The organism is Parerythrobacter aurantius (assembly GCF_045291475.1).
In the GTDB taxonomy this organism is placed as follows: domain Bacteria; phylum Pseudomonadota; class Alphaproteobacteria; order Sphingomonadales; family Sphingomonadaceae; genus Parerythrobacter; species Parerythrobacter aurantius.
In genome coordinates, this window is sequence record NZ_CP147985.1 from 2,468,674 (window position 1) to 2,492,763 (window position 24,090).

The 24,090-nt window shown below is 64.2% G+C and carries 23 protein-coding genes; 14 read left to right on the forward strand and 9 right to left on the reverse strand.

Annotated elements, in window-relative coordinates; all coding sequences use genetic code 11:
- Window positions 1-19 precede the first annotated feature (19 nt).
- Both WAB17_RS12270 and cysK read left to right on the forward strand, forming a co-directional pair.
- Window positions 20-1,321: an MFS transporter gene (locus tag WAB17_RS12270; RefSeq protein WP_435417628.1), complete on the forward strand. Its 1,302-nt coding sequence runs from the start codon at window positions 20-22 to the stop codon at window positions 1,319-1,321.
- The gene (gene cysK, locus WAB17_RS12275) at window positions 1,318-2,238 is read left to right on the forward strand and encodes a cysteine synthase A (protein WP_435417629.1); all 921 of its coding nucleotides are present in this window, start codon (window positions 1,318-1,320) and stop codon (window positions 2,236-2,238) included. Before WAB17_RS12270 ends, cysK begins: the two co-directional genes overlap by 4 nt.
- A gap of 109 nt (window positions 2,239-2,347) precedes the next feature.
- On the opposite strand, the gene WAB17_RS12280 is transcribed toward cysK, so the two are convergent.
- The 5 genes from WAB17_RS12280 to WAB17_RS12300 form a co-directional block, all read right to left on the reverse strand.
- The gene (locus WAB17_RS12280; RefSeq protein ID WP_435417630.1) at window positions 2,348-3,667 is read right to left on the reverse strand and encodes a serine hydrolase domain-containing protein; all 1,320 of its coding nucleotides are present in this window, start codon (window positions 3,665-3,667) and stop codon (window positions 2,348-2,350) included.
- 200 nt (window positions 3,668-3,867) lie between these two features.
- Entirely contained in the window at window positions 3,868-5,673 is a 1,806-nt protein-coding gene (locus tag WAB17_RS12285) for an acyl-CoA dehydrogenase C-terminal domain-containing protein (protein ID WP_435417631.1), read from the reverse strand.
- 35 nt (window positions 5,674-5,708) lie between these two features.
- Window positions 5,709-6,149, reverse strand: coding sequence for a MerR family transcriptional regulator (locus tag WAB17_RS12290; protein ID WP_435417632.1), 441 nt, complete (start codon window positions 6,147-6,149; stop codon window positions 5,709-5,711).
- 32 nt (window positions 6,150-6,181) lie between these two features.
- The gene (hisI, locus tag WAB17_RS12295) at window positions 6,182-6,562 is read right to left on the reverse strand and encodes a phosphoribosyl-AMP cyclohydrolase (RefSeq protein WP_435417633.1); all 381 of its coding nucleotides are present in this window, start codon (window positions 6,560-6,562) and stop codon (window positions 6,182-6,184) included.
- A 303-nt stretch (window positions 6,563-6,865) separates the two neighbouring features.
- Window positions 6,866-7,672 carry a double zinc ribbon domain-containing protein gene (locus tag WAB17_RS12300; protein ID WP_435417634.1) on the reverse strand — a complete coding sequence of 269 codons (807 nt, stop codon included), beginning with the start codon at window positions 7,670-7,672 and terminating at the stop codon, window positions 6,866-6,868.
- 57 nt (window positions 7,673-7,729) lie between these two features.
- On the opposite strand from WAB17_RS12300, the gene WAB17_RS12305 reads away from it, so the two are divergent.
- Window positions 7,730-8,485 carry a methyltransferase domain-containing protein gene (locus WAB17_RS12305; protein WP_435417635.1) on the forward strand — a complete coding sequence of 252 codons (756 nt, stop codon included), beginning with the start codon at window positions 7,730-7,732 and terminating at the stop codon, window positions 8,483-8,485.
- A gap of 1 nt (window position 8,486) precedes the next feature.
- Here WAB17_RS12305 and ppdK read toward each other — a convergent pair whose 3' ends face one another.
- The 3 genes from ppdK to WAB17_RS12320 form a co-directional block, all read right to left on the reverse strand.
- Entirely contained in the window at window positions 8,487-11,162 is a 2,676-nt protein-coding gene (ppdK, locus tag WAB17_RS12310) for a pyruvate, phosphate dikinase (RefSeq protein ID WP_435417636.1), read from the reverse strand.
- Between the two features lie 120 nt (window positions 11,163-11,282).
- Window positions 11,283-13,640, reverse strand: coding sequence for a glycine--tRNA ligase subunit beta (gene glyS / locus WAB17_RS12315; protein ID WP_435417637.1), 2,358 nt, complete (start codon window positions 13,638-13,640; stop codon window positions 11,283-11,285).
- Entirely contained in the window at window positions 13,637-14,536 is a 900-nt protein-coding gene (locus WAB17_RS12320; RefSeq protein ID WP_435417638.1) for a glycine--tRNA ligase subunit alpha, read from the reverse strand. The genes glyS and WAB17_RS12320 overlap by 4 nt, the downstream gene beginning before the upstream one ends.
- Before the next feature lie 100 nt (window positions 14,537-14,636).
- On the opposite strand from WAB17_RS12320, the gene WAB17_RS12325 reads away from it, so the two are divergent.
- On the forward strand, window positions 14,637-15,689 hold the full coding sequence (locus tag WAB17_RS12325) for a TraB/GumN family protein (protein WP_435417639.1): 1,053 nt from the start codon (window positions 14,637-14,639) through the stop codon (window positions 15,687-15,689).
- Between the two features lie 3 nt (window positions 15,690-15,692).
- Here the strand turns inward: WAB17_RS12325 and WAB17_RS12330 are convergent, their stop codons facing one another.
- Window positions 15,693-17,792, reverse strand: a complete 2,100-nt coding sequence (locus WAB17_RS12330; protein ID WP_435417640.1) for a molybdopterin-dependent oxidoreductase — start codon at window positions 17,790-17,792, stop codon at window positions 15,693-15,695.
- A gap of 190 nt (window positions 17,793-17,982) precedes the next feature.
- Here WAB17_RS12330 and WAB17_RS12335 point away from each other — a divergent pair, with 190 nt between their 5' ends.
- The 10 genes from WAB17_RS12335 to WAB17_RS12380 all read left to right on the forward strand — a co-directional run bounded on the left by WAB17_RS12335 (window position 17,983) and on the right by WAB17_RS12380 (window position 24,087).
- The gene (locus tag WAB17_RS12335) at window positions 17,983-18,303 is read left to right on the forward strand and encodes a UrcA family protein (RefSeq protein ID WP_435417641.1); all 321 of its coding nucleotides are present in this window, start codon (window positions 17,983-17,985) and stop codon (window positions 18,301-18,303) included.
- An 88-nt stretch (window positions 18,304-18,391) separates the two neighbouring features.
- A complete protein-coding gene (locus tag WAB17_RS12340; RefSeq protein ID WP_435417642.1) occupies window positions 18,392-18,811 on the forward strand; it encodes a hypothetical protein in 420 nt (139 codons plus the stop codon).
- Window positions 18,812-18,868: 57 nt separating this feature from the next.
- Complete coding sequence (locus tag WAB17_RS12345) at window positions 18,869-19,318, forward strand: hypothetical protein (RefSeq protein WP_435417643.1); 450 nt, start codon at window positions 18,869-18,871, stop codon at window positions 19,316-19,318.
- The gene (locus WAB17_RS12350) at window positions 19,315-19,509 is read left to right on the forward strand and encodes a helix-turn-helix transcriptional regulator (protein WP_435417644.1); all 195 of its coding nucleotides are present in this window, start codon (window positions 19,315-19,317) and stop codon (window positions 19,507-19,509) included. Before WAB17_RS12345 ends, WAB17_RS12350 begins: the two co-directional genes overlap by 4 nt.
- Before the next feature lie 82 nt (window positions 19,510-19,591).
- On the forward strand, window positions 19,592-20,494 hold the full coding sequence (locus tag WAB17_RS12355) for a TraB/GumN family protein (RefSeq protein WP_435417645.1): 903 nt from the start codon (window positions 19,592-19,594) through the stop codon (window positions 20,492-20,494).
- Window positions 20,491-21,384: a TraB/GumN family protein gene (locus WAB17_RS12360; RefSeq protein WP_435417646.1), complete on the forward strand. Its 894-nt coding sequence runs from the start codon at window positions 20,491-20,493 to the stop codon at window positions 21,382-21,384. The genes WAB17_RS12355 and WAB17_RS12360 overlap by 4 nt, the downstream gene beginning before the upstream one ends.
- A gap of 116 nt (window positions 21,385-21,500) precedes the next feature.
- Entirely contained in the window at window positions 21,501-22,130 is a 630-nt protein-coding gene (locus WAB17_RS12365) for a 50S ribosomal protein L25/general stress protein Ctc (protein ID WP_435417647.1), read from the forward strand.
- 87 nt (window positions 22,131-22,217) lie between these two features.
- Window positions 22,218-22,787 carry an aminoacyl-tRNA hydrolase gene (pth, locus tag WAB17_RS12370; protein ID WP_435417648.1) on the forward strand — a complete coding sequence of 190 codons (570 nt, stop codon included), beginning with the start codon at window positions 22,218-22,220 and terminating at the stop codon, window positions 22,785-22,787.
- A 57-nt stretch (window positions 22,788-22,844) separates the two neighbouring features.
- Window positions 22,845-23,495: a hypothetical protein gene (locus tag WAB17_RS12375; protein WP_435417649.1), complete on the forward strand. Its 651-nt coding sequence runs from the start codon at window positions 22,845-22,847 to the stop codon at window positions 23,493-23,495.
- Between the two features lie 76 nt (window positions 23,496-23,571).
- The gene (locus tag WAB17_RS12380) at window positions 23,572-24,087 is read left to right on the forward strand and encodes a topology modulation protein (RefSeq protein WP_435417650.1); all 516 of its coding nucleotides are present in this window, start codon (window positions 23,572-23,574) and stop codon (window positions 24,085-24,087) included.
- Window positions 24,088-24,090 lie beyond the last annotated feature (3 nt).

A 24,090-nucleotide genomic window follows, 5' to 3' on the forward strand; every position in this document is an offset into this window, starting at 1 on the left:
GCCTGCCAAGGCTGCGCCGGTGAACGAGTCGACCGCCCAGGCGTCCCACCCCTTCAAGGTCGCGGATTTTCGCGCCTACTGGCTGGCGCGTCTCGCAATGACGCTCGGCCAGTATGCCATGATGCTGGTGATCTCGTGGCAGACCTACGACATTTCGCGAACTGCAGGAATGAGCGTCCAGGGCGCTGCCGGCCAGCTCGCATTGATCGGCCTGCTCCAGTTCGTACCCCTATTCCTGCTGACGCCCTTCACGGGCCTTGCCGCCGACCGTTTCGATCGCCGACGACTGGCGCAGGCGACGATCATGCTGCAGTTCGTTTGTGCCATCACCTTGGCCTGGCTGACATGGAACGGGGCGATTACGGTCCCATGGCTGTTCGCCATCGCGGTCGTGCTGGGGGTCGTCCGGGCGTTCAACGGACCCGCGCTGTCGGCCCTGTCGCCCAATCTCGTTCCCAAGGCCATCCTGCCCACCGCGATCGCGCTGAGTTCGATTTCGTGGCAGGTCGGGATGATTGTCGGACCCGCGCTCGGGGGATACCTCCATGCGATCGTGCCGGCCCTCCCCTACGGGATTGCGGCCACCCTGTTTGCGCTCGCCTTCCTTGCCCTGGGCACGATCAGGAAGGTGCCGCAGGCCAATATCGTCGGTGTTGCGCATCCCGTTCGCCAGATGGTCGACGGCTTGCAATATGTGGTCAGGAACAAGATGGTCCTCGGTTCGATCACGCTCGACCTCTTCGCGGTTTTCCTGGCGGGCGCGACCGCCCTGTTCCCGGTCTATGCGCGCGACATATTGAACGTCGGCGAAGAAGGGCTGGCGCAGCTCGCCATGGCGCCTGCCATCGGGGCGACACTTACCGGCCTGTTCTTCTCCTTCCGTCCGCTCGCCAATAACGTCGGGCCGGCCATGCTCATCGCCGTGGCCGTATTTGGCGTTGCCACCATCGTGTTCGGGCTTTCGACCTCGATGCCGCTCAGCCTTGCAGCCCTGTTCGTCGTGGGATCGGCCGACATGTTCAGCGTGTACATCCGGCAGTCGCTTGTCCAGCTGCACACGCCGGACGACAAGCGTGGCCGGGTATCGTCCGTCAGCCATCTTACGATCAGCGCCTCAAACGAGTTCGGCGATTTCTTCTCCGGGACGCTCGCCTGGCTCATCGGCCCGGTGAGTGCGGTCGTGCTAGGCGGGGCGGGCGCAATAGCCACCGTCGCTATCTGGAGCCGGATCTTTCCCGTGCTCCGCACCACACGCACTTTCGACCCCCCTGTCGAATTGCTAGATACCATTCCAGAAAACACACCGAGGAGCCTGCCATGAAAGCCGACACCATCCTTCAGACCATCGGCGGAACACCGCATGTTCGCCTCAGTCGGCTCTTCCCCGATCATGAAGTCTGGGTGAAGTCCGAACGCAGCAATCCCGGCGGTTCGATCAAGGACCGCATTGCGCTCGCGATGATAGAGGATGCTGAGGCCTCCGGCGCGCTCAAGCCCGGCGGTACGATCATTGAGCCGACCAGCGGCAACACCGGCATCGGGCTGGCGATGGTCGCTGCGGTCAAGGGCTACAAGCTGATCCTGGTCATGCCCGACAGCATGAGCATTGAGCGGCGCCGTCTCATGCTGGCTTATGGTGCCAGTTTCGACCTGACCGATCGGGCCAAGGGAATGAAAGGCGCCATCGAACGCGCGACCGAACTGGTCGAGCAGACCGACGATGCGTGGATGCCGAGCCAGTTCGACAACGAAAGCAACTGGAAGGTCCACGTCCGCACCACTGCGCAGGAAATCCTCGCCGACTTCCGGAACACGCCCATCGATGTGATGATCACCGGCGTCGGCACCGGCGGCCACCTGACCGGTTGCGCCGAGGAATTGAAGCGGCACTGGAGCGGGATGAAAGCCTACGGCGTCGAGCCCGAGCTTTCGCCGGTCATCAATGGCGGCCAGCCCGGACCGCACCCGATCCAGGGCATCGGTGCAGGCTTTATCCCGGCCAACCTCCACACCCAGTCCATCGACGGGGCGATCCCTGTCGATGCCGAAGCGGCCAAGGAAATGGCGCGCCGCTGCGCGCGCGAAGAAGGTATCCTCGTGGGAATTTCCAGCGGCGCGACGCTGGCGGCGATCGCCAAGAAGCTGCCCGAGCTTCCGGCGGGCGCGCGCGTGCTCGGCTTCAACTACGACACTGGCGAGCGCTACCTGTCGGTGCCGGAATTCCTTCCGGAGGAGTAAGATTCTAGCCAATTGTACATACCGAAGGCGGGTTGCCGCTGATCGGTAGAGACGGGCGGCCACGAAAACGCTGTCTGATCGAGCTCTGTCATGACCCGCCTTTGTCCCGCTAGAGCAGGCGGAAGGTCAGGCTGCGCGCGGAAGACCATTCGCTGTGGAACTGTCCGTCCCCCTTCGCGCGGAGGTCGTAGATGCCGAATGGTGTGACCAGGCCTGCGCGCGAAAGGCCACCGTCGAAGCCGAGACCGATAATCCTCATCGTCTTGCTTGTCGGTTGAGGGCCGCGATCGAAATAGGATCCCAGAGCGCCGCCAATTTCAAGCTCGCCCTGGCAGATGCCATTGACCATTTGAAAGCGCGCCGAACCGCCAACCGCCTCTCCCCCCAGCGTGCCTGTGAACTGTTTCGACAGCACCGGGCAAGCGGCAGGAACCAGGCCTTGCGGTACATCGCGAAACGGTGCCGCCAGCATCTGGCTTGTCGAGTCTATCGACGATGTCCACGATGCGTTGGACAGTATGGCTGCGGCGGTATTTTCCTCGCGCCACAGCACCAGCGAGGAGCGTGCGCCGATTGCGGTGCCGTTGTGGAAGGTGATGGGATGCCCGTCGCCATCCTTGGCAATGCGCCAGCCGAAGCCGACCTCATATTCACTTTCCCCTGCAGTTTTGCCTGATGCCATGACAAAAGGTTTCGTCATGTCGTCGAAGGTCTCTTTGCCGACGATCCTGTCCTGAAGCATCGCCCCACCGAACCGGACGAGCCCTTCGACGCTGGCCATGAGGCCGCCGCCGCCCCAGGTGTAGCTGTAGTCATGCGACGAAGCAGGCTGGGGCTCGCTGCCGACAAACTCGTACGCCCTCGTCGCCCGGGGATCGCCGGTATCGGTCGTGTCCAGACCGATATCGAGACCGGGTGTGATCGCGGAGGCGAGGTAGTCTTCGAACGCTTGGCCCGATACCTCCTCCACCAATGCGCCCAGCAGCGTGTAGCCCCAAGAGGAATAGCTGTATCGCGTACCGGGTTCGGACAAGAGGGGTCGGTCCGAGAAGAGCGCAACTGCCGCGCGGCCCGTGGGGTAGCGGACGGCTCCGCGGCCCGCGTCGATGTCCTGGTAGTGCGGCAGGCCGGAGGTGTGGGCGGCAAGTTGCCTTGCGGTGATCGCAGGCCAATCGTTTGCCAGCCATGGCAGGATCGACGAGACGGGGGCGTTCAGATCGATCTTCCTGTCTTCCGCAAGTTTCGCAAGGGCCGTCACGGTCACCAGCTTGGACACGGAAGCAAGCCGGAAGCGGGTGTCCCGTCGGACAGGCTCGCCTTGCTCGAGGTTGCTTGAGCCGGCCGTCCCGCTCCAGACGATTGACCCGTCGCGCCAGACCGCGGCGGACATACCGGGTACGCCGCTGACTTCCTGCACCGCGTCGAGCATCGCTTGCGAGATGGCAGCGGCTTCGGCCGGCCTGGCAGGCTCGGCGCGAACATGGCCAGTCCATAGAATTGAGAGGGCACCAAAGGCGGCAAGTCTCGGAATCATCATCGCTTGTCCCCGAACAGCAAAAGGCGCCCCCGGACTAGACCGGGGGCGCCTCGTTTCCAGCCTCACTGTGTGACGGCTTGTCGCCGCGTGTATCAGGCCGCTGTTGCGAAGGCTTCCGCGCCCAGTGCCATCATGCTGTCCGCGCCGGTTTCCAGCTTGCGGCGCAGCGCACCGGCGTCGGGGAGGAAACGGTCCATGTAGTAGCGGGCGGTCGCAATCTTGGCTTCGTAGAACGCTTTGTCGTCGCTGCCGGCAGCGAGCGCCGCTTGCGCCACTTTCGCCATCCGCAACCACATCCAGCCCAGCGTCACGATGCCCATGATTGTCATGTAGTGATGCGCGCCCGCGCCCAGGTGGTTGGGGTTGGTCATGGCATTCTGCATGAACCACATGGTCGCCGCCTGCTGCTGGCCGAGCGCCTTTTCGAGATCTTCCGCCAGCGGGCCGAGCTCGGCGTCACCCTTCGCCGCAGCGATATCGTCGCCAACGGCCTTGAAGAAGGCCTGGATTGCCGCGCCGCCGCCCTGGGCGAGCTTGCGCCCGCATAGGTCCATCGCCTGCACGCCGTTGGTGCCTTCGTAGATCATGGCGATGCGGGCATCGCGCACGAACTGGCTCATGCCCCATTCTTCGATATAGCCGTGGCCGCCGAAGACCTGCTGCATGTTGGTGGCGACGTCATAACCCTTGTCGGTGCCGTAGCCCTTGATGACTGGGGTCAGCAGGCCGATCATCGCGTCCGCTTCGGCACGCTCTTCCTCGGTCGGGGCCTTGTGGCTGAGGTCGACCAGCAGGGCGCCCCAGAGGCACAGGGCGCGCATGCCTTCGGTGAAGGCCTTTGCGTCCATAAGCATACGGCGGACGTCGGGGTGCACGAAGATCGGGTCGGCCTGCGCGGTGGGATCGGCCGGGCCGGTCAGCGCGCGACCCTGGCGACGATCGAGCGCATAGGCGACCGCATTCTGGTAGGCGGCTTCGGCCTGCGACAAGCCCTGGATACCGACACCGAGACGCGCAGCGTTCATCATGATGAACATGGCGGCAAGGCCCTTGTTCTCCTCGCCGACGAGCCAGCCCTTGGCGCCATCGTAGTTGAGGACGCAGGTCGAGTTGGCGTGGATGCCCATCTTGTGTTCGATCGAACCGCACATCACGCCGTTGCGCTCACCAAGCGATCCGTCGTCATTGACGAGGAACTTGGGCACCACGAACAGCGAGATGCCCTTGGTGCTGTCGGGCGCGCCCGGCGTCTTGGCAAGGACGAGGTGGATGATGTTCTCGGCCATGTCGTGCTCGCCGGCCGAGATGAAAATCTTGGTGCCGGTGATCGCATAGCTGCCGTCGGCCTGCGGTTCGGCCTTGGTTCTGATCATGCCGAGGTCCGTGCCGCAATGCGGCTCGGTCAGGTTCATGGTGCCGGTCCACTCGTTGGAGATCATCTTGGGGAGATATTTCTCCTTCTGCTCCTGCGAACCCTTGGCGATCAGGGCAGAGACTGCGCCGTTGGTGAGACCCGGATACATGCCGAACGCCTGGTTCGAGCCCGAGATGAACTCCTCCATCACCATGCCGAGGACGTGCGGCATACCCTGCCCGCCGAATTCCTCGGGGGCCGACAGCGTGCCCCATCCCGCGGCGCGGAACTGGTCGAAAGCTTCCTTGAAGCCCTTGGGCGTGGTCACCGAACCGTCGGAATGACGGGTGCAGCCTTCCTGGTCGCCGGACTGGTTGATCGGGGCGAGCACTTCGGAACAGAAGCGGCCACCTTCGTTGATTACCGCGTCGGTGACATCGGGAGTGGCCATCTCGAAGCCAGGCAGGTTGCCGTAGCTGGCGAGATCGAGGACTTCATTGACGATGAAACGGGTGTCGCGAGTAGGAGCGGTATAGACAGGCATCGGGTGGTCCTTGCAGCGTGGGTGCGAAAGAGATTTCAGGAAAGGTCGAGGTTTTCGATCAGGTTTACGAAATCCGTAAGTTCCTTGATCGAGGAATCGATGTCGGCGCGCTGGCGCTTGAGCTTGGCGATGTGGTTGCGGCACTTTTCGACCGTGACCCGGCGCTGTTCGACACGGCCGTCGCCCAGGTCATAGAGATCGATCATCTCCTTGATTTCGCCCAGGCTGAATCCGACGTTCTTGGCCCGCATGATCCAGGCCAGGCGAGCCCTGTCGCGCTTCGAATAAACCCTGGTCAGGCCGACGCGGGATGGGTTGATGAGCCCTTCGTCCTCGTAGAAGCGAAGCGCGCGGGCCGTGCACTCGAACTCCGTCGTCAGGTCGGAGATCGTGAAATGTTCGCGGTCGAGCTTATCCGGCCGGTCGAGATGCGCCCCTGCGTGGGGCTGCTGGTCATTGGTTGCAACATGCGCCATGACCAGCGCCTTATCTAACCTTTACGTAAAGGTCAAGTGTTGACGGGAGCGAGAGACTCCTTGCCCAACGCTCGGTAGAAGCAACTCTGTGCGCCCGTGTGGCATGTAGGCCCAGCCGGCAGTGCTCGAACCAGCAAGGCGTCCTGGTCGCAGTCGACCCTGATCTCGACCACTTCCAGCACGTTTCCCGACGATTCGCCCTTTTTCCAGAGCCTGCCGCGCGAGCGTGAATGGAAGTGGGCAAAGCCGGTCGCACGGGTAGCGGAGATGGCCTCGGCGTCCATGAAGGCGACCATCAGGACTGCCCCGGTTTCGGCATGCTGGACGACAGCCACCAGCAGGCCGTTGGAATCGAACTTGGGCAGGAATTCGACGCCCTGTTCGCGCAACTCCTTGCCTGTCGTGTCGGTCACTGCTGGAATCTCCGGTCGTCATTTGCATCATTGCGACAGATTTGTTGCAATTTCAGCACAGCCCGGTGCCAAAACGGAACGGGTGTGGCAATGCCCCTTTTCTGTCGCTCCGATGAATGGAAGACATCGGCACACGGCCACTCCAGCCGTCCACCGGAATTCCGGCCCGCAAGAGGTCAGGTTCAGGGGGTTGGCCGGGAACGATCGCATCATGGGGGTGATGCTGTTCCCGGAACAAAGACGATGAGGGAGTGGACCCTCGTGCGGCCATCGGGGGACGGCCGCCGGGTCCCACGAATTTCGTCACGAGGCGCCCGAGGTCCCAGTGGCCTCGGGCGTTTTGATTCCAGCCGTGCGAGCAGTCCGAGGCAAGCCTTCCTCCAGCACCCTGGCAAAACAGGCGATGCGCACGCTCGATGCGCCGTCGCGCAGCAGCACGCGAGTGCAGGCGGCGGTTGTTGCGCCGCTTGTGAGCACGTCGTCTACGAGAATGACCGGACGCCTTGCGATGAGCTCGCGTCGTCGCGGGTTGACAGTGACCGCCCCCGCAAGCGCCTTCTGCCGGGCCTTCCGGCCGAGGCCACCGAGGGCCGGCGTCGGCTTTATTCTCAGGAGCGCGTCGACGCATGTCTCGCGATCGGTAAGCCGCGCAATCTCGTGCGCCAGCAGCGCTGCCTGATTGTATCCCCGCCGCCACAGCCGCCAGCGATGCAGCGGCACGGGAACCAGAAGGGCGTCGACCGGAACCGGCCCGAGTTGCGCGACCATCTGGCGCGCCATGACCGTTGCGAGCGAGATGCGGCCGCCATGCTTGAATCGGAGGACCAATTGGCGCGAAGTGTCGTTGTAGATCGTCGCTGCGGCGATGCCGGAATGTTTCGGTGGTGTTGCCAGGCAGGAAGCGCACAGCGCATCCGCAAGCGGGCCTGTCGCGATAGGACGCTGGCACTGCGCACAGCAGGGTTCCGACGGAACCAGCAGCCCGTGCCAGCATGCTGTGCAGAGACCGGTTTGTGCCTCGATACCGTCACCGCACAGCGGACAGCGCGGCGGATATAGCAAGTCCGTGATCGGCCGGAGCGCACTGGAAAGTTGCTTGAGCAAGTTCATGGCAATCCGCCCGGCGCCGGCCTTGCCAGAACCCGCCGCGTGCGGCAGGGCGCGGCCATGCCGTCCGCGCGCATCCCCAACATCTTCTCGCGCCAGCGCACTCTGGCCAAGCTGGCCCGTGCAGTGACCCGGCAAAGGCGACCCGGCGCGGCGACATATGTCGCTGACGCGATTGCGGAGGACATCATCGAACGCCTCGAATTCATGCGCGCGGAGCCGAGAAACGCGCTGGTAATCGGGGATACGACCGGCAAGCTGGAGCAATGGCTAGTCGAGCAAGGCGGGGTAGGAAAGGCCTTTGATCTCGGCAGCTTCGACGAGGCACAGCCCTGGCCGGAAGGCGGATTCGATCTTGTTGTTCACCTGATGGGGCTCGGGCATGTCAACGACCTGCCGGGTGCCTTGCTCCATGCCAGGGGTGCCCTTGCAGCGAATGGCATTCTGATGGCGGCTTTCCCGGGGGCGGGTTCCCTGCCGGCCTTGCGCCGGATCATGCTGCAAGCCGACGGCGATCGGCCCGCTGCGCGGATGTATCCCCTCGTCGACAACCAAGCCGGCGCCGCCTTGATGCAGAGGGCGGGGTTCAAGCGACAGGTGGTCGACAGCTATCCCCTTAACGTGCGCTTCGGCTCATTCCAGCGGATGGTGAGCGACCTGCGCGACCAGGGACTTACCTCGGCGCTCGCGATCGATCCTGCCCCTTTCAACAAGGCAGCCTTCGGGCGAGCGACGGAAGCCTTCGATGCCCTCCGCGACGAGACCGGCAAGGTCCGCGAAACCGTCGAGATATTGACCCTGACCGGCTGGCGTTAGGTCACTTCCTCCGCAGCGAAGCCTGCGCCGCCGCCAGCCGCGCGATGGGAACGCGGTAGGGCGAGGCGCTGACGTAGTCGAGCCCGATCTCCTCGCAGAAGGCGATGCTCGCCGGGTCGCCGCCATGTTCGCCGCAGATACCGAGCTTGAGGTCGGGCCGCGCTTCGCGGCCGCGTTCAGCGCCCATCCGGACGAGCTGCCCCACGCCTTCGACGTCGAGGCTGACGAAGGGATCGCGGGCGTAGATGCCCTTGTCCACATAGGGCGTCAGGAACCGGCCGGCATCGTCTCGGCTGACACCGAGTGTGGTCTGGGTCAGGTCATTCGTGCCGAAGCTGAAGAAGAGTGCCTCCTCCGCGATTTCGGCTGCCATCAGCGCGGCGCGCGGCAGTTCGATCATGGTGCCGACGAGATAATCAACCTGCTGGCCCTTCTCGGCAAAGACTTCCTCCGCCACCCGGTCGACGAGTGCCCGCAGGATCTCGAGCTCGCGCCTGGTGCCGACCAGCGGGATCATGACTTCCGGCACCGGTGCCTCGCCCGATTCTGATGCGACCTCGCAAGCCGCCTCGAAGATGGCGCGGGCCTGCATCTCGTAGATCTCTGGATAGGTGATGCCCAGGCGGCAACCACGGTGGCCCAGCATCGGATTGAATTCGTGCAGCTCGTCAGCGCGGCGGCGCAGGTGTTCGACGGGGTGGCCGGTCGCATTTGCCAGGTCCGCGAACTCGGCATCGCCATGCGGCAGGAACTCGTGCAGCGGCGGGTCGAGCAGGCGGATCGTGCACGGCAGGCCGGCCATGACCTCGAAGATCGCCTTGAAGTCGCCGCGCTGTTCCGGGAGCAGCTTGGCCAGCGCCTCGCGCCGTCCGGCCTCGTTGTCGGCCAGGATCATCTGGCGGACCGCGCTGATGCGGGCGGCGTCGAAGAACATATGCTCGGTGCGGCACAGGCCGATGCCTCCCGCCCCGAACTGGCGCGCCATGCGGCAGTCGGCGGGCGTTTCGGCATTAGTGCGCACGCCCATGCGGCGGTGGCGGTCGGCCCATTCCATGAGCGTGCCGAAGTCGCCCGCAAGCTCGGGCTCGATGGTCGGCACTTCGCCCGCCATGACCTGCCCGTTGGAGCCGTCGATGGTAATGACGTCACCTTCGCTGAGATCGCGGTTACCGATCTTCAGCGTGCGGCCCTCACGAGCAATCATCACGCCCGACGCGCCGGAGACGCAGGGGCGGCCCATACCGCGGGCCACCACGGCGGCGTGTGACGTCATGCCGCCACGCGCAGTGAGGATCCCCTTGGCCGCGTGCATGCCGTGGATGTCTTCGGGGCTGGTCTCGACGCGGACGAGGATGACGCTCTCGCCCCGCCCGGCCCAGAGCTCGGCGGTGTCGGAATCGAGCGCGATCTTGCCGCTGGCCGCACCCGGCGACGCGGGAAGCCCGGTGGTGAGCACGTCGCGCGGCGCCTCCGGGTCGAGCGTGGGGTGCAGCAACTGGTCAAGCGCCATCGGATCGACCCGCAGGATCGCCGCATCCTCGCTGATCAGGCCCTCGCCGACCATGTCGACCGCCATCTTGAGCGCGGCCTTGGCGGTGCGCTTGCCGCTCCGGGTCTGGAGCATCCACAGCGTGCCGCGTTCGACGGTGAATTCGATGTCCTGCATGTCGCGGTAGTGCCGCTCGAGCAGGTCGAACACGCGGGCGAGCTCGGTGAAGGCCTCAGGCATGGCTTCTTCCATGCTGGCCTTGTCCGCCCCGGCATTCTCGCGCGCAGCCTTGGTGAGGTATTGCGGCGTGCGGATGCCCGCCACCACGTCCTCGCCCTGGGCGTTGATCAGGAACTCGCCATAATAGGCCTTCTCGCCCGTCGCCGGATCGCGAGTGAAGGCGACGCCGGTAGCCGAGGTGTCGCCCATATTGCCGAACACCATCGCCTGGACGTTCACCGCCGTGCCCATGTCGTGCGGTATGTCATTGAGACGGCGGTAAACCTTCGCCCGCTCGCTGTCCCAGCTGTCAAACACGGCGCGGATCGCGCCCCACAGCTGTTCGGTCACATCCTGCGGGAAGGGTTTGCCGTCGCGCTCGTCTTCGGCGATCTGCTTGTACTCGGCGACGAGGGCCTTCCAGTCTTCAGCCGACATCTCGGTATCGGCGTAAAAACCCTTGTCTTCCTTGGCGATCTCAAGCGCTTCCTCGAACAGGCCGTGGTCGAGCCCGAGGACCACGTCGGAATACATCTGGATGAAGCGGCGGTAACTGTCCCAGGCGAAGCGCTCGTCGCCGCTGACCCGCGCCAGCCCCTCGACAGTCTCGTCGTTGAGGCCGAGGTTGAGGACCGTGTCCATCATCCCGGGCATCGACTGCGCCGCACCGGATCGGACCGAGACAAGCAGCGGATTTTCCTTGTCGCCCAGACGCTTGCCGACGGTTGCTTCGATATGGCCAAGCGCTTCGGTGACATCGGCGCGCAGCTTTTCGGAGAAGTCAGCGCCCTTGCGCAGATACTCCAGGCATTCCTCGGTGCTGATGGTGAAGCCCGGGGGGACCGGCAGGCCGATCGAGGCCATTTCGGCGAGGTTTGCACCCTTGCCGCCGACAACGGTCTTGTCCTTCTGGCGCGGGTCCGAATGGTCGGCTGACCCGCCGAAAGTGTAGACCGTCTGCTGTGCCATGTCGGCTCCTGTCAGGGTTACGAAGGTTACAGCGCGTAACCTTCAAGTCTGTCGCTCATCAATCTCAAAAGTAACGCGAATATCTGGTCCAGAGCAAGCGGCGGACAGCTCGTCGGGCAGTCATCCTTCGATCCGGCTGAAATCGGCGACCCGGTGCACCGCGTCGCGGAAGCGCGCCAGCAGGCCCAGCCGCGCGGTGCGCTTCGTCTCTTCCTCGGCGTTGACAATCACATCTTCAAAGAACCGGTCGATCGGCGCGCGCAGGCTTGCCAGCGCAGACATGGCGGCGGCGAAGTCCTCCGCCGCAATCGCCGCGGCAGCGCGCGGTTCAGCCGCATCGAGCGCATCGATAAGCGCCTTTTCTGCCGGTTCGGGGGTGTAGGAAAGCGATTTCGCATGACGCTCGGCCATCTTCGCGTCGATCACCGCCTTCATGTCGGGATTGTCAACCAGCGCCAGCGGGTCTTCCTCGCCGGTGCGGCTGATCTCGCCCTCGATGCCGTGCCAGTCCTCCTTCTTGAGGATATTGGCCGCGCGCTTGTAGCCGGCAAGGAGGTTGGCACCGTCCTCGGTGGCCATGAAGGCCTGCAGCGCATGGACGCGGGCGAGCAGGCGGACGAGATCGTCCTCGCCGCCGAGTGCGAAGACAGCGTCGATCAGGTCGTGACGGACCCCGGCTTCACGCTGCTGGACCTTGAGGCGGTCAATCAAAATTGCGCTCAGTCCCTCAACAACTTTCGGCTCGGGCACGATATTCGCGACAACTCCAGGAGTAACGCTTCCCGAGGCCGAAATAAGTTTGGTACCTATGTGAATTTTGAAGTTTTTCGAATCTTTAAATTCGAAAACGACATCATCGCGACTTCGGACTAGCTCCAACCAGTATTCGTGCCGAGGCGCGTCTTTGAAGAACTGACCGCCGATGACGTTGAGTTGAGTAATCCAAGCCAGTGGTCGAAACGCTGCCACAAACATTGATACGAAAGAACCCCGAACAGCTGACGATCGAATCAGAGAAACAACGCCTAGAATGGCTCGACGGAGAGCGAAGGGGTCCTTCGAACCACTCGGTCTCTCATCGATTGCGAAGAACCCGACCAGCGTATCCAGCTTATCCGCCAAGCTCACCGCCACCGTAACCGGCGCGGTCGGTACGTCATCGCCCTGCCCGACCGGCTTGTAGTGGTCGCGGATGGCGTCGGCGACGGCGTCCGGCAGGCCCTCGGCGCGGGCGTAGTAGCCGCCCATCAGGCCTTGGAGCTCGGGGAACTCGCCGACCATCTCGGTGACGAGATCGGCCTTGGCGAGCCGCGCGGCCTGTTCGGCTCGGTCCGGGTCGGCGCCCTTGACCACACCCTCCTCGACCAGCCAGCGGGCCAGCTTCGCCACCCGCTCGACCTTGTCGGCCACGGTGCCGAGCTTCTCGTGGAAGGTGATCCGCTCCAGCTTTTTGGCGTGCTCGGCCAGCGGGGTCTTGCGGTCCTGCTCCCAGAAGAAGCGCGCATCCGACAGCCGCGCGGCGAGGACCTTGCGATTGCCATCCACGATCGCCGCCCCGCCGTCCGCCGCCGCGATATTGGCGGTGCAGACGAAGGCGTTGGCGAGTTTTCCGGCGCTATCTTCGCAGACGAAATACTTCTGGTTCACCCGCGCAGTCAGCTGGATGACCTCGGGCGGAACGTCGAGATAGGCCTCGTCGAAGCGCCCAAGCAGTGGCACAGGCCACTCGGTAAGGCCCGCGTTCTCGATAACCAGGCCTTCGTCCTCGACCAGTGTCAGGCCCGCATCGGCAGCAACTTTGGCAGCGCCGGTGCGGATGATGTCCTGTCGCTCGGCATGATCGACGATGACATGGCAGGCCCGCAGCTTTTCGGCATAGTCATGCGCGCCGCCGATGGTGATTTCGCCCGAATGGTGGAAGCGGTGGGCCATGGTGGCGTAGCCCGAACGGATGCCGTCAACCTCGCACTCGACCAGCTCTTCGCCAAGGATGGCGACGATGCCCGAAAGCGGGCGGACCCAGCGCAAGGACTCGGTGCTGAGCGAGGCCGCGCCCCAGCGCATCGACTTGGGCCAGCTGAAGGTGCGGATGATCGCGGGTATGGCGTCGGCGAGGACGTCCTTCACCGCGCGGCCCGGCTTCTCGATCACGGCGAACCATGTGCCCCTGCCTTTCACATCGCGCAGGGTCAGCTGGTCGCGCGTCACGCCGTTCTTGCGGCAGAAGCCGTCGATGGCGGCATCGGGCGCGCCTTCGGGCGGGCCCTTGGCTTCCTCGCTGACGGCCTCGGTCGCCTGCGGCAGGTCAAGCGCGATCAGCGCGAGGCGGCGCGGCGTCGACCAGACAGTGAGATCGCCGACGGAAACACCTGCAGCCTCCATCTCGCGACGGAACAGGCGGGCAAGCTCGTCGCGCGCCCCGGCCTGCATCCGGGCGGGGATTTCTTCGGAGCGGAGTTCGAGGAGGAAGTCGCTCATTTCGACCACTCCGGATACTTCTCGGCCCAACCGGCGGCTTCCTTCGCCATATGCGCTTCGCAGCTGCCGCGAGCGAGGTCGCGCACCCGGCCCATGTAGCTGGCGCGTTCCTGCACGCTGATCACGCCGCGCGCTTGCAACAGGTTGAAGATGTGGCTCGCCTCGACCGCCTGTTCATACGCCGCGATGGGGACCTCTGCGGCGAGAGCATTGCGGCACTCGGCCTCGGCCTTGTTGAACAGGTCGAACAGGGCATCGGTGTCAGCGACCTCGAAGTTCCACTTCGACATCTGCTTCTCGTTCTCGAGAAACACCTCCCCGTATGTGACCCCGCGCCCGTTGAAATCGAGATCGTACACGTTGTCGACGCCCTGGATATACATCGCGAGGCGTTCAAGGCCGTAGGTCAGCTCGCCTGCCACGGGCTTGCAGTCGAAACCGCCCATCTGCTGGAAATAGGTGAACTGGGTCACTTCCATCCCGTCGCACCAGACCTCCCAGCCGAGGCCCCAGGCGCCCAGCGTCGGGCTTTCCCAGTCATCCTCGACGAAGCGGATATCGTGCTTGAGCGGGTCGATCCCGATCACCCGGAGGCTTTCGAGATAGAGTTCCTGGATGTCGGGCGGGCTCGGCTTGAGGATCACCTGGTACTGGTAATAGTGCTGCAACCGGTTCGGGTTCTCGCCATAGCGCCCGTCGGTTGGGCGGCGACAGGGCTGGACGAAGGCGGCGTTCCACGGCTCCGGCCCCAACGCGCGCAGGGTGGTGGCGGTGTGGAAGGTGCCCGCGCCCATGCGCATGTCGTAGGGCTGCAGGATGAGGCAGCCGTTCGCGCTCCAGAAATCGTGGAGCGCGAGGATTATGTCCTGAAACGACTTTTGCGGATTCCGGTCCATGGCGCGCGCTTTGGCGGAGCGGCGAAAACGCGTCAATGCCGCAGTGCAGCAACCGCAGCTGTGGGCTTGCCTTGGCGCCAATGCGCGTTACGACTGCGGAATGCTTGGAATCCTGCGGTCGCTCGCCCTTCCCGCCCTTATCCTGTTCGCGTCGCAACCGGCGCTGGCCGACGCGCCGGACACACGCGAGAAGAACCTGCCGGCCGAGGCCTGGCAGCCACCCGAAAAGCCTGCGCCGCCGGTCATCGTCCAGGACTACGAGCCCGATCCCGCCATGTGGCGCCTGGCGGACGAGGATACCACGCTGTATTTCTTCGGCACCTATCACGTCCTGCCCGAAGGCTTCCGCTGGCGCAGCGCCTTGCTGGAGAAGGTCATTGGCGAAGCGGACGAAGTGGTGTTCGAATCCCGCAGCGACGACGAAGAGGAGATCGATTTCGAGGCGATCTTCGGCGGGTCGGCGGAAAGCATATTCGCGCGCGAGCCGGTTTCGGCCAGCCTGTCGGAAGAAAACCAGCAGAAGTGGCGCAAGCTCGCCTCCGACATGGAGATGCCCTTCTTCATTTTCGATCGCATCCCGCCGGTCCTGACGATGCTGTTCGTCGGGGTCTCGATTTCCGAGATGGAAGGTTCGCAAAGCGAACTGGGCGTCGAGACGATCCTGGAGAACGAGTTCAGGACTGCAGGCAAGCCGATATCCGCGATCGAGGACCCCGAGCAGGTCATGCGCAATGTGCTGGCCATCGACGAGCAATCGGCCATCGCCCTGCTGGAACAGACGCTGACGGAATGGGACGGGGAATCGCTGCGCGCCTTCACCGGCGACGAAGCGGCGGAACAATGGGCGATGGAGCACAGCTGGGCGCGCGGGAGGCTGGAAGACGAAGGCTTCGAGGATTGGGGCGAGGATCCCTTCTCCCGCACGCTCTACCAGGTGTTGCTGGTGGACCGGAACCGCGAATGGGCGGGCTGGATCGAGGAACGGATGAAACGCCCGGGCACAGTCCTCGTAGCAGTCGGCGGCGGGCACTTCGTGGGGCCGGATTCGGTCCAGGCCATGCTCGAGGCGCGCGGGATGGAGGTCGAGCGGCTGAACCCTGCCCCCGCCGTGCCCGAAATCGAGATCGTGCCCGTCGCTCCCGACGCGGGTTAGGCGCTACTCGGCGGCTTCGCTGGCGGCAGCGGGCTCCACCGACACAGGAGTTCCGTTAAGCACGGCATTACCGGTCAGCCTGTCGTAGCGATCGGGGTCCGTCAGGTCGTTGAGCGATACACCGGCATGAGCGGCGGCGGTCTGCCAGCTCACCCCTTCTCGGTGGTGGCCCCAGCCATGCGGCAGGCTGACGACGCCGGGCATGATGTCGTCGGTCACCTCGACGGCGACTTCGACCGCGCCGACGCGGCTTGCCACGGTAGCGAGTTCTCCGTTCTCCAGTCCCCGCGTGGCCGCATCGCTCGGGTGGATCATCAGCGTGCAGCGGTCCGGCCCCTTCACCAGCCTTTGCGCATTGTGCAGCCAGCTGTTGTTGGAGCGGACATGGCGGCGGCCGATCAGGCTCAGCTCGCCCTCGCCGCGTTCGCCGAGGCGGGTGCGGAACCGTTCGATCTCTTCGGCTAAATCGTCGGAAAGGACGTTGATCTTGCGGTTGTCGGTCAGTAGCCGGTGCTTGAGGCAGGGCTGCAGCGGGCCGAGATCGACCCCGTTGGGCTGCGCCTCGACCTCGGCCAGCGACATGCCGGCAGGCGAGGCGCGCAGCATGGCGTCGAGCCGTTCGCGCGGGGTCTCGAAATTGGGCACTGCCTTGCCGCGTTCGGAGAAGATCGCCTGCGCCAGTTCGCCTGCAATCTGCCAGTCGGCCTTGGCGCCTTCCTCCATCGGCAGGGTGGCGGGCGAATAGGCCCCGAAATTGCGCACCGCGAGCGGGCCGAAGAAGAAGGTGAAGTGATCTTTCTCCAGCGGCCCGCAAGGCGGTAGGATGTAGTGCGCGTGGCGGCTCGTCTCGGTGACCTGCATGTCGATACTGACCATCAGGTCGAGATTGGCCAACGCCTGCTCGGTGCGTCGGCCGTCGGGCGCGGAAAGCACAGGGTTGCCCGCAACGACGAACAATGTGCGGATGCGCTGGTCGTCCTCGCGGCTGAGTTCGTCGGCGAAGGCGATGGTCGGGATCTCGCCCATCACCGACGGCAGCGGGCCGCGCGCGGTCTCCACGGTCTTGACCCCTCCACGCCCGACCTGCCCCACGAGGTCGAGCAGCGGCTGCGGAAACATCGTCCCGCCCTCGCGGTCGAGATTGCCGGTGGCGAGGTTGACCAGCTGGATGAGCCACTGGTTGAGCGCGCCGAACTCGCAGACGGAAACGCCCATGCGGCCATAGAGCGCGGCAGGCTGGCCATTCGCAAGCTCGCCCGCGAGCCGGCGGATGGTGTCGGCAGGGATGCCGCAATGGGCGGAAAGCGCATCCAGGTCGAAGCTGTCGACCAGCGGCTTGATCCGCCCCCAGCTGTCGTCGACCAGCTCGGCAAGACCCGGTCGCAGCGTGTCGCCATCCGCCAGCACGCATTGCAGCAGCCCGATCAGCAGTGCGGTGTCGGTGCCGGGAACGACTGGATGCCATTCGTCCGCCACCCGCGCGGTTTCGGTCTTGCGCGGGTCGATGACGACGAGCCGGCCGCCGCGAGCCTGCATCTCCTTTACGCGGTTGCGAAAGTCGGGGACGGTCCACAGGCTGCCATTCGACGCCATCGGATTGCCGCCGACGATGACGATCAGTTGCGAGCGATCGATATCGGGCACCGCCGCCAGGCTGACATGGCCATAGAGCTGGTATTGCGCGTAATGATGCGGGATCTGGTCGAGCGTCGAGGCCGAGAACGTCCCTCTCGCCCCTGCAGCGCGCTGCAAATAGCCCGACTGGGTCGAGAGCGCATAATCATGCGCCCCCGGATTGCCGCGGTAGAACGCGGCCCGTGCACCTTCGTTTTGCAGCGCCACGACCTTCTGCGCGATTTCCCGGAAGGCTGTGTCCCAGCCGATTTCCTGCCAGCCATCGGCGGTTCGCCTGACGGGCCGGCGCAGGCGGTCGGGATCGTCCTGAAGATCGGCGATTGCGGTCGCCTTGGGGCAGATATGCCCGCGGCTGAGCACATGGTCGGGATTGCCCCTGATCGAGACGACCCTGCGCCCGTCGAGCTCCACCAGCACTCCGCAATTGGCTTCGCAGATGTGACAGGTGCGATGATGGACGATGGTCATGGCGGGCTCTCCTCAAGGCGGCGATACCAGAGCCCTGGCCGCAGCGCCACACGACAATAAGTCAGCTCGATGCGACTTTTTGTCAGGTAGTGTTGACATGGTCAGCGAATCGCGACATATAGTCAGGACAACCTGACAAAAAGGAAGGTTGACGCAACCACTGGACCCAATATCCATCTGGAGAACCGACATGAACAAGCCTGCCATTCTGATCGCCGCTGCCTTGGCCGTTTTTACGGTTCCCGCCGTGGCTGGAGAGGCCACGACGATTACGGTCAGAACGGGCGATCTCGATCTCAACAAGGCTTCCGATCTCGATAGGCTCGACCTCCGGATCAACCGCGCCATTCGCAGCGCCTGCGGCACGGGCAGCAGGAGGGTCGAGGATATTCGGGCCGAGCAAGCCTGCCGCGCGACGCTGCGCAACGCCGCCGAGGTCGAGGTCCGCCTTGCCGTGTCCGCCGCGCGCGAGCAGCGCCTGGCAGTGCTTTCCGTTTCGAACCAGGGCTGACTTGCTTCACCCATCCCGCGCCGGGACTTCACATCCCGGTCGGGAGCGAAAGCGAGCATCAATTACCGATCTGCAAGGACACGTTTCGATGACCAAAATTCCGCTGACCCTTCGCGAAAAGCGGGTGCGCCGACACAACTGGGCAACCGGGATCGCCTTGCTGTCCCTGACGGCGTTCGGGGTGCTCGCGGCAGCGCAGGTGGGCGGCGGTTTCCGCGGATTTGCGCTGGTCCTTCTTTTCCCCTCGGTCGTCATCATGTTTCTGACCCGCGATGCCGACGAATATATCGCTGCAATCTGGCAGTATGGCACGAGCGTCGCGTTTGTGGTGACGGTAGGCGCGATGCTATTCGTGCCTGCAATCGAAGGCTTTCTGGACGGCCTGTTCGAAGGCTTCACCGAACGCCCGACAGAGCAGGACATCGACATAATCGGGCTGACGCCCGTGATAGGCGTGGCCTCGTTTTTCCTCGCGAGCGCATGGGCGCGTATCCGCGGAACAGCGTGACCGTTTGACACTGGTGAACCACGGTCTTTCGGTCGCGCATCTCTAGGAAGCATTCTCATGCCTTATGATCCCAACCCCAAAGTAGATAAAGCTAGTCTCGATGCCCAGCAGCGTGTCCGGGTTTACTGGATGACGCTGGTGAGCGGCGCTGCCAATGTGCTCGCCCTGGTGCTGCACCTGCAGTCGATCGATGACTTCGCCCTTCGCGGTCCCCTGGTTGGCGCGGTAGCGGGTGCGATCATCCTGGCGGGGATCAGGGGCAACACCGACGGCTATTACCAGCAACTCGTCAATATCGGTGTCCGGTGGACCATGATCGCACTCGGCATCGCCGTGCTGGTCCTGTGGGCGCATCGCGAGACTTCGCTGGTCGGCCGGCTCCTGCCCGGAATCGAGCGACTGGCTGCAGACCCCTACCTGCTAGCGCTGCTGCTGGGTGTCATCTTCCACGCAGGTTACGCCTTTGCGTATGTGCGCGACCTCGCATCGGACGCAGGTGATTCATGAACAACCGCCTCAAGGTCCTGCGCGCGGAGCGCAACTGGAGCCAGGCCGAACTCGCCGGGCATCTGGATGTTTCGCGCCAGGCGGTCAACGCCATCGAGACCGGCAAGCACGACCCGTCCCTGCCGCTCGCCTTCCGCATTGCCCGCCTCTTCAACATGCCGATCGAGGAGATCTTCCAATGCGGCGAGTGAATGGGGGCGGGACTCGCCATATCGCGCCGCCTCCGATTGTTATCCCTTCCCCCACCAACCCCTGACGAGTAGGAATTCTGCCATGATCTTTCGCAAGTTGACCTTTGCCGCAGCCGCCTCTTGCTTCGCGCTGGCACTGTCTTCGCCTGTGTCGGCCGAGACAGTGGAGACACCCGCAGCCCCCGGCCCTGCCCTGTGGAAACTCGCCGACGAGGACACGACCATCTATCTGTTCGGGACGGTCCATATCCTGCCCAAGGACAAGGTGTGGTTCGGTCCGGTGATCGATCAGGCGCTCGACAGTTCCGACGTGCTGGTCACTGAAATCCCGTCGGGGCCGGAAACCGACGCGAAGGCCGCAGCTCTGATTGCCGAGAAGGGTACCCTGCCCGCCGGCACCACCGTGCGCAGCCTGCTCGATCCCGAGCAACTGGCCACTTACGAGGCAGCCATGAGCAAACTCGGCATTCCGGCCGAGTCGTTCGACAGCTTCGAACCCTGGATGGGAGCGCTCAACTTCAGCCTGCTTCCTTCGATGATGGCGGGGTATTCGCCCGAAGTCGGCGTGGAAACGGTGCTGGAGCGCGAGGCCGCCCCGACTGTCGGACGCGGAGCTCTCGAAACGCTCGAATTCCAGTTCTCCGTGTTCGACGAACTGCCGATGGAAAAGCAGGTCACCTACATGATCACCGCTGCCGAAATGGTGGACGAGATGGCACCTTTCCTCGATTCCATGGTCGCCGAATGGATTGCCGGGGATGCAGAAGGGCTGGCCGAACTGATGAACGAAGGCATGGACGACGACCCCGTCATTGCCGAGCGATTGCTGTTCAGCCGCAATGCGAACTGGGCCGAGTGGATCGACCAGCGGATGGACCAGCCAGGGACCGTGTTCATCGCGGTCGGTGCCGGCCATCTCGCGGGCGAGCGCAGCGTGCAGGACCTGCTCGAACAGCGCGGCTTCACAATCGACCGGGTGCAATGATCGCCCACCGTTTGCAGGCAGCACTTGCAGCCATGCTGCTGGCTGCCTGCAGCGGTGACCCCGCGCCCCCGCCCGCGCCAACGGCAGATAATCCGCTGCTGTGGGAAATTGCCGGTGCCGACGGCCGGGTCGAGGGTTGGTTGTTCGGCACCATTCATGCCCTTCCAGACGGCACCGAATGGCATAGCGGGGCCGTTGCCGAGGTAACAGGCAAGGCGGATTACCTGGTGCTCGAAGTTGCCGCTCTCGACGATAGCGACGCCATTCGCCGCAGCTTCATGGCGTTGGCGCAATCGCCCGGGCAGCCGCCCCTTGCCCTGCGCCTCGATCCCGGCAGGCGCCAGGCACTCGGCGACCTTATCGCCAGTACGAGCTATGACGCCGACGATTTCGAGACCATCGAAACCTGGGGCGCCGCCCTGATCATGGCGCAGGCGATAGCGTCGGATGCCAAGCCGGCAAATGGCGTCGACCGGGCCCTGCAGCGGCATTTCGCCGGTCGGCGGATCGAGGAATTCGAAGGGGCGTCGGCACAGTTCGCCATCTTCGATCGCCTGGCGGAGGAAGACCAGCGGGCGATGCTGGCAGCCGTCGTGGACGAAGCCGGCCTGAGCAAGGGGCGTCGTTCGCCGGCCCAGATCTGGCTGGCTGGCGATCTCGCCGCGCTGGAGAGGGAAACGACGTCGGGCATTCTCGCTGACCCCGAGGTGCGCGAGGCCCTGCTGGTCGAACGAAATGCCGCCTGGGTGCAGCGGACTGTGAACCTGCTGCGCGCTGGCGAGCAACCCTTGATCGCGGTCGGCGCGGCGCACCTGCCCGGTTCCGACGGGATGATCGCACTGCTGGCGGCAGAGGGGTACACGCTTCGCCGGATCGGACAGGGCCCTTAAGTCTTGCATCGCACAGCCCTTCCCTCTAAGGGCCCGCCCTTCGGACGCCATGGTCATCCCTGGAGGCGTGGCGGATCCGGATTGAACCAAGCAAAGCAATTCGAAAGGTATGTGACATGAGCGACGCTCTGACCCTGCCGGCCGAAGCGCGCGAACGGGCAGGCAAGGGAGCCTCCCGTGCACTGCGTCGCGACGGCCGTGTACCCGCTGTGATCTACGGCGGAAACGAACAACCGATGATGATCCACGTCGAAGCCAAGGAACTGGTCCGCCAGCTGGGCACCGGCCACTTCATGAACTCGATCGTCAACATCGAAGTGGGCGGCAAAACCATCCGCACGCTGCCCAAGGACGTCGCTGTCCATCCCGTATCCGATCGCCCCGAACACGCCGACTTCCTGCGCCTGTCGAAGGATTCGAAGGTCGAAGTGAACGTGCCGGTCGTCTTCATCAACGAAGAAAAGAGCCCCGGCCTGAAGAAGGGCGGCGTGCTCAACATCGTCCGCCACGAGCTCGACCTGTTCTGCGAGGCCGACAAGATCCCGAGCGAGATCGAGATCGACGTGACCGGCAAGGATGTGGGCGATGCCATCCACATCAGCGAAGTCACGCTCCCGGCCGGTTCGGCCAGCGCGATCACCGACCGCGACTTCACCATCGCCACGCTGGTCGCCCCGTCGGCGCTCAAGAAGGCCACCGGCGCTGCCGCTGCCGAAGGCGAAGCGGAAGAGGCCGGCGAAGAGTAAGCTCTTCCCCGTTCGAGAATGCATGCGCCGGGCTTCGCAGGAAGTCCGGCGTTTTGCTTTTCAGGGAGAGAGCATTAGGGGACCGTCATGCAAATCTGGGCAGGCCTTGGAAATCCCGGACCGGGATATGCGATGCACCGGCACAACGTCGGTTTCATGGCGTGCGACGTCATTGCCGAGATGCATGGCTTCGGTCCGGTGCAGAAGAAGTTCCAGGGCTGGGTCCAGGAAGGGCGGATCGGTACTGAGAAGATCCTGCTGCTCAAGCCGGCGACCTTCATGAACGAAAGCGGCCGCAGCGTCGGCGAAGCACTGCGCTTCTACAAGCTCGATGTGGACGCGCTGACGGTCTTCCACGACGAGCTCGACCTCGCTCCGTTCAAGGTCAAGGTAAAGCGCGGCGGCGGGACCGCCGGGCACAACGGCCTGCGCTCGATCGACAAGCATCTCGGCCCGGAATTCCGCCGAGTACGGATCGGCATCGGTCATCCCGGGCACAAGGAGCGTGTGCACGGCCACGTGCTCGGCAACTACGCCAAGGCGGAAATGGACAACCTTGTCGCCATGCTGGGCGCCATCGGCAGCGAGGCGGATTGGCTGGCCCGGGGCGACGATGCCCGCTTCATGAGCGAACTTGCGCTGCGACTGCAGGATTGACCGCCGCGCAACTGTCTGTATCACCGTATTGTATCGGTAATACGGAGTAGGCTTGGTATGAGTTACGTTCAAGGGATCATCACCGGCGCTGCGCTGGTCGGAATGGCAGTCGCATTGGTCGCTGCCGCAAAGCCCCGATCGGGCAAGACTATCGATGTAGAGCGCATCAATATCCGCGAGCCGGACGGAACCCTGCGCATGGTCATCTCCAACCGCGATGGTTTTCCGGGTTCCTTCTACAAGGGAAAAGAAATCGATCGGCCTGACCGAAGGCACGCAGCTGGACTGCTGTTCCTGAACGACGAGGGCACGGAGAATGGCGGACTGATCTGGGCTGGCAAGACCGTCGATGGCAAGCCCGATGCCGGTGCCAGCCTTACCTTCGACCGGTACGAGAACGATCAGACGATCCAGATCTTGCAACGCGATGGCGGTGATCGGGATCTCGCGGCGCTGATTTTCAGTGACCGGCCGGCGGAGCCCCTGTTCGAGATCAAGGATGGCAAGGCATCGGTTCGCGAATCCGCCGGCAAGGGCGCGCCCCGCATGTTCATCGGCAAGTCGATGGACCGTGCCTCGGTCGTGATGTTGCAGGATGGGAACGGAACCCCGCGGCTGATGCTCAAGGTCGACCCCGATGGAACCAGCTCGATCGAGTTCCTCGACGAGCAAGGCAAGGCAGTCAAAACCATCGGCCCGAACGACTGACGCATCGAGCTTGTCGCCCTTGGCTGCGCAGCGGTCTATGACGGGGCGTGCCCACGGACCGGAGCCACGCCGACCCATGCAACGTGTGATGATCATCGGCCCCTGCGGATCGGGCAAGAGCACGCTCGGGTTCGAGCTGGCGCGCCGGCTCGAGCTACCGCTGGTCCACATGGACAAGCTCAACTGGCAGCCCGGCTGGGTCGAAAGCCCGGACGACGTTCTCCTTACCCGAGTCCGCGAGGAAGCGGCGCGCGAGCGCTGGCTGATCGAGGGCAATTACGGCGGCACGATGGGCCCCCGGCTCGAGCGTGCCGACACGGTAATCTATCTCGATTACCCGGTGCCGCTGTGTTTCTGGCGGATGCTGCGCCGGGTATGGCATTATCGCGGCACGGTCCGGCCGGATATGACCGAAGGCTGTCCCGAACGCTTCGATCTCGAATTCATGTGGTACCTCGCCAACTGGAGCCGCGGGCCGCGCCAGCGGACTGAGGCCCGACTCGTGGGGCACGAGGACAAACTGGTCCGATTGCGCAGCCCCCAGGCGCTGGCACGGTGGCTGGACAGCTTGCCGCCTGATGCGGCATCCTAGGCT

Excerpts from the sequence above, each read along its gene's own strand:
- cysK (WP_435417629.1), top strand. The coding sequence starts at position 1,318 with ATGAAAGCCGACACCATCCTTCAGACCATCGGCGGAACACCGCATGTT.
- WAB17_RS12280 (WP_435417630.1), bottom strand. The coding sequence starts at position 3,667 with ATGCTCGACGCGGTGCAGGAAGTCAGCGGCGTACCCGGTATGTCCGCC.
- WAB17_RS12285 (WP_435417631.1), bottom strand. The coding sequence starts at position 5,673 with ATGCCTGTCTATACCGCTCCTACTCGCGACACCCGTTTCATCGTCAAT.
- WAB17_RS12290 (WP_435417632.1), bottom strand. The coding sequence starts at position 6,149 with ATGGCGCATGTTGCAACCAATGACCAGCAGCCCCACGCAGGGGCGCAT.
- WAB17_RS12300 (WP_435417634.1), bottom strand. The coding sequence starts at position 7,672 with ATGAACTTGCTCAAGCAACTTTCCAGTGCGCTCCGGCCGATCACGGAC.
- WAB17_RS12305 (WP_435417635.1), top strand. The coding sequence starts at position 7,730 with ATGCCGTCCGCGCGCATCCCCAACATCTTCTCGCGCCAGCGCACTCTG.
- ppdK (WP_435417636.1), bottom strand. The coding sequence starts at position 11,162 with ATGGCACAGCAGACGGTCTACACTTTCGGCGGGTCAGCCGACCATTCG.
- glyS (WP_435417637.1), bottom strand. The coding sequence starts at position 13,640 with ATGAGCGACTTCCTCCTCGAACTCCGCTCCGAAGAAATCCCCGCCCGG.
- WAB17_RS12320 (WP_435417638.1), bottom strand. The coding sequence starts at position 14,536 with ATGGACCGGAATCCGCAAAAGTCGTTTCAGGACATAATCCTCGCGCTC.
- WAB17_RS12325 (WP_435417639.1), top strand. The coding sequence starts at position 14,637 with ATGCTTGGAATCCTGCGGTCGCTCGCCCTTCCCGCCCTTATCCTGTTC.
- WAB17_RS12330 (WP_435417640.1), bottom strand. The coding sequence starts at position 17,792 with ATGACCATCGTCCATCATCGCACCTGTCACATCTGCGAAGCCAATTGC.
- WAB17_RS12335 (WP_435417641.1), top strand. The coding sequence starts at position 17,983 with ATGAACAAGCCTGCCATTCTGATCGCCGCTGCCTTGGCCGTTTTTACG.
- WAB17_RS12340 (WP_435417642.1), top strand. The coding sequence starts at position 18,392 with ATGACCAAAATTCCGCTGACCCTTCGCGAAAAGCGGGTGCGCCGACAC.
- WAB17_RS12345 (WP_435417643.1), top strand. The coding sequence starts at position 18,869 with ATGCCTTATGATCCCAACCCCAAAGTAGATAAAGCTAGTCTCGATGCC.
- WAB17_RS12350 (WP_435417644.1), top strand. The coding sequence starts at position 19,315 with ATGAACAACCGCCTCAAGGTCCTGCGCGCGGAGCGCAACTGGAGCCAG.
- WAB17_RS12355 (WP_435417645.1), top strand. The coding sequence starts at position 19,592 with ATGATCTTTCGCAAGTTGACCTTTGCCGCAGCCGCCTCTTGCTTCGCG.
- WAB17_RS12360 (WP_435417646.1), top strand. The coding sequence starts at position 20,491 with ATGATCGCCCACCGTTTGCAGGCAGCACTTGCAGCCATGCTGCTGGCT.
- WAB17_RS12365 (WP_435417647.1), top strand. The coding sequence starts at position 21,501 with ATGAGCGACGCTCTGACCCTGCCGGCCGAAGCGCGCGAACGGGCAGGC.
- pth (WP_435417648.1), top strand. The coding sequence starts at position 22,218 with ATGCAAATCTGGGCAGGCCTTGGAAATCCCGGACCGGGATATGCGATG.
- WAB17_RS12375 (WP_435417649.1), top strand. The coding sequence starts at position 22,845 with ATGAGTTACGTTCAAGGGATCATCACCGGCGCTGCGCTGGTCGGAATG.
- WAB17_RS12380 (WP_435417650.1), top strand. The coding sequence starts at position 23,572 with ATGCAACGTGTGATGATCATCGGCCCCTGCGGATCGGGCAAGAGCACG.